Origin of the sequence: Stenotrophomonas sp. NPDC077659 (assembly GCF_050268705.1) — a bacterium.
GTDB lineage: Bacteria > Pseudomonadota > Gammaproteobacteria > Xanthomonadales > Xanthomonadaceae > Stenotrophomonas.
On the sequence record NZ_JBNNHG010000183.1, the window covers coordinates 2780 to 6324 of the forward strand.

General features: G+C 67.7%; 4 protein-coding genes. All 4 read left to right on the top strand.

Annotated features, from left to right (window positions below; translation table 11 throughout):
* Positions 1–329 precede the first annotated feature (329 nt).
* From mltG to ACQKDV_RS17675, 4 genes are read left to right on the top strand one after another with little or no spacing between them, the layout of a single operon-like run.
* The gene (mltG, locus tag ACQKDV_RS17660; RefSeq protein ID WP_427785470.1) at positions 330–1391 is read left to right on the top strand and encodes an endolytic transglycosylase MltG; all 1062 of its coding nucleotides are present in this window, start codon (positions 330–332) and stop codon (positions 1389–1391) included.
* Positions 1388–2053 (top strand): dTMP kinase, encoded by a 666-nt coding sequence (gene tmk, locus ACQKDV_RS17665; protein ID WP_427785471.1) that lies wholly within the window; start codon positions 1388–1390, stop codon positions 2051–2053. The genes mltG and tmk overlap by 4 nt, the downstream gene beginning before the upstream one ends.
* A complete protein-coding gene (locus tag ACQKDV_RS17670; RefSeq protein WP_427785473.1) occupies positions 2050–3006 on the top strand; it encodes a DNA polymerase III subunit delta' in 957 nt (318 codons plus the stop codon). The genes tmk and ACQKDV_RS17670 overlap by 4 nt, the downstream gene beginning before the upstream one ends.
* Complete coding sequence (locus tag ACQKDV_RS17675) at positions 3003–3356, top strand: PilZ domain-containing protein (protein ID WP_313146210.1); 354 nt, start codon at positions 3003–3005, stop codon at positions 3354–3356. Before ACQKDV_RS17670 ends, ACQKDV_RS17675 begins: the two co-directional genes overlap by 4 nt.
* The last annotated feature ends 189 nt before the right edge of the window (positions 3357–3545 follow it).

Genomic DNA, 3545 nt, shown 5'->3' on the forward strand with positions numbered 1-3545 from the left:
CTCCATGGCCGGTCATCCACGCATGGCGTGGATCTACTGTTGGTGGCATTGTTCTGATGGGTGCCGACCGTTGGTCGGCACGGATGCCTCCATGGCCGGTCATCCACGCATGGCGTGGATCTACTGTTGGTGGCATTGTTCTGGTGGGTGCCGACCGTTGGTCGGCACGGATGCCTCCATGGTCGTTCATCCACGCATGGCGTGGATCTACTGGGCATGATCGGCCCCGGCAGTAGATCCACGCCATGCGTGGATGGGTGCCCCCGGTCATGACCCCGCACCACCCAGCACGGTATCCTGCACGGCGGAATCGCATTCAGAGGTAGTCCATGGCGGGAGCCAAGCGCGGGTGTCTGTTCGTGGTCATGCTGGTGGTGGTGCTGGGCGCCGTCCTGGCCGGCGCAGGCGCGTGGTTCTTCTACCAGCAGAGCAAGTTCGCCGACCGCCACATCACCCCGTCCGCCGAGAGCGTGGTCATCGCCAGCGGCGATGGCATGAACAGCGTGCTGCGCAAGCTGCGCGAGGCCGGCGTGGACGAAGGCCAGGACACCCAGTGGCAGCTGCTGGCACGCCAGCTCGACGCCGCCGGCAAGCTGAAGGTGGGCGAGTACGCGCTGGACGACAGCCTGACCCCGCGCGAGCTGCTGCTGCGCATGCGCGCCGGCAAGGTGCTGCAGCACCGCGTCACCCTTGTCGAAGGCTGGAACATCCGCCAGGTGCGCGCTGCGCTCAAGCGTGCCGAGCCGCTGCTGCACACCACCGATACCCTCGATGACGCCGCGCTGATGCAGCGGCTGGGCTTCGGTGGCCAGCACCCGGAAGGCCGCTTCCTGCCCGAGACCTACGTCTACCAGCGCGGCGACAGTGACATGGACGTGCTCAAGCGCGCCCACGCCGCAATGGAAAAGGCCTTGCACGAGGCCTGGGAAAGCCGGGCCGCCGATCTGCCGATCAACAGCCCGTACGAGCTGCTGATTCTCGCTTCGATCATCGAAAAGGAAACCGCGCTGGCCAGCGAGCGCCCGCAGATTGCCGGGGTGTTCATGCGCCGCCTGAAGATCGGCATGCGCCTGCAGACCGATCCCACCGTCATCTATGGCATCGGCGCGGCCTACGACGGCAACATCCGCCGCCGCGACCTGACCACCGATACGCCCTACAACACCTACACCCGTGCCGGGCTGACGCCGACCCCCATCGCCATGCCCAGCCGCGATGCGCTGATGGCCGCCGCACAGCCTGCCGCAGGCGATGCGCTGTACTTCGTCGCCGTGGGTGATGGCAGTGGCGCGCACGTGTTCTCGCCCAGCCTGGACCAGCACAATGCCGCCGTAGCCCGCTACCTGCAGCAGCTGCGCCAGCAACGTACCAAGGAGACCCCGGCGCAATGAGTTCCGCGCTGCTTCGCCACCCGCGTTTCGTCAGCCTGGAAGGCGGCGAGGGCGCGGGCAAGACCACCGCCATCAATGCCATCCGCGAATGCCTGCGCAGCCACGGCCACGAGGTCGTGCTGACCCGCGAGCCGGGTGGTACGCCGCTGGCCGAGCGCATCCGCGGGCTGGTGCTGAAGCCCGACGCCGAGATCGCCGCCGAACCGCTCAGCGCCGAAGCCGAGCTGCTGCTGGTGTTCGCTGCGCGTGCCCAGCACGTGCGCCAGATCATCCAGCCAGCACTGCAGCGCGGTGCCTATGTGCTGAGTGACCGCTTCACCGATTCCAGCTACGCCTACCAGGGCGGTGGCCGCGGCCTCGATCCGCAGTGGATTGCCGACCTGGAGCGCCGCGCCGTCGGCCTGCTGCCGGGCCTGACCCTGCTGCTGGATGTGGACGTGGCCGTGGGCCGCGCGCGCGCCAACGGCCGCGACCTGTGGCCGGACCGCATCGAAAGCGAGCAGGACGATTTCTTCCAGCGCGTGCGTGAAGTGTTCCGCCGCCGCGCGCAGGAGGACCCACAGCGCTTCGCCGTGATCGATGCGGGGCAGGTACAGGAACGCGTGGCTGCCGATGTGGTGGCCAGTGTCGAGCGTTGGCTGCAGGCCGGGGAGGGCGCATGAGCAGCTTCTCGCCCTGGCAGCAGCGCGCCTTCGACCAGACCGTTGCGGCATTGGATGCCGACCGTCTTGGCCACGGCCTGCTGATCTGCGGCCCGTCCGGGCTGGGCAAGCATGAGGTGGCGCTCGCCCTGGCCGACCACGTGCTGGCTCGTGGCGATGCCGCGCACGCCACGCGCACGCGGCAGCTGATTGCCGCCGGTACCCATCCGGACCTGCAGCTGGTCAGCTTCATCCCCAACAAGAGCGGCGACAAGCTGCGCACCGAGATCGTCATCGAGCAGGTGCGCGAGATCACCAACAAGCTGGCGCTGACCCCGCAGTACGGCGTGGCCCAGGTGGTGATTGTCGACCCGGCCGATGCCATCAACCGCTCGGCCGCCAACGCGCTGCTGAAGACCCTGGAAGAACCGCAACCCGGCCGCTACCTGTGGTTGATCAGCAGCGACCCGGCGCGCCTGCCGCAGACCGTGCGCAGCCGCTGCCAGCGTCTGGAATTCAAGCTGCCGCCGCGCGATGAAGCGATGGCCTGGCTGCAGCAGCAGGGCCACAGCGAAGCCTCCGCACGCGAGGCGCTGGACGCGGCGCGCGGCCATCCCGGCCAGGCCGACAACTGGCTGCGCGAGGATGGCCTGAGCCTGCGCCGCGACGTCGGCCGCGAGCTGGAACAGCTGGCTGCCGGCAAGACCGGCGCGGTGGAACTCGCGCAGAAGTGGTGCGGCGATGAGAACGCGGCCCTGCGCTTGCGCTTCGCCGCCGATCTGGCGCTGGCCCAGGCCAGCACCGACGCCTTGACCGCGCCGGACCGATTGCACAAGCTTGCAGCCTGGTTCGATGCGGCCAACCGCACCCGCGACCTGCTTCGCACCACCGTGCGTGCAGACCTTGCGGTGGTCGAGTTGCTGCTGGCCTGGAACAAGGTGAACGAGCGGCCTGCCGCAAGGGGAAATCGATGAGTGCCAGCAACGCCCGCCAGGGCATCCTGTCCCTGGCTGTAAAGGACAAAGCCGCGCTGTACAGCGCGTACATGCCGTTCGTGAAGAATGGCGGCGTCTTCGTACCCACGCCCAAGCGCTACTTCCTGGGCGACGAGGTGTTCCTGCTGCTGACCCTGCCTGATTCCAGCGAACGCCTGCCGGTGGCCGGCAAGGTGATCTGGGTGACCCCGGCCGGCGCACAGGGCAACCGCGTGGCCGGCATCGGCGTGCAGCTGGCTGACGGCCAGGAAGGCGAGAACGTGCGCCACAAGATCGAAACGTTGCTGGCCGGCCTGACCAGCTCGGACAAGCCGACGCATACGATGTGAGGTAGCGCCGGGCGAAACACCCGTGAACCGCTGTTCTGTAGAGTCGAGCCATGCTCGACTGCAGGCCTCGAAAAGGCCTGTGACCCGCGACCCGGTAGAGCCGAGCCCATGCTCGGCTGCGCCCCTCGAAACACCCGTGAACACAAATGTGAAAAACTGTTGACGGCCTCTGAAAAGCCCCTATAATGA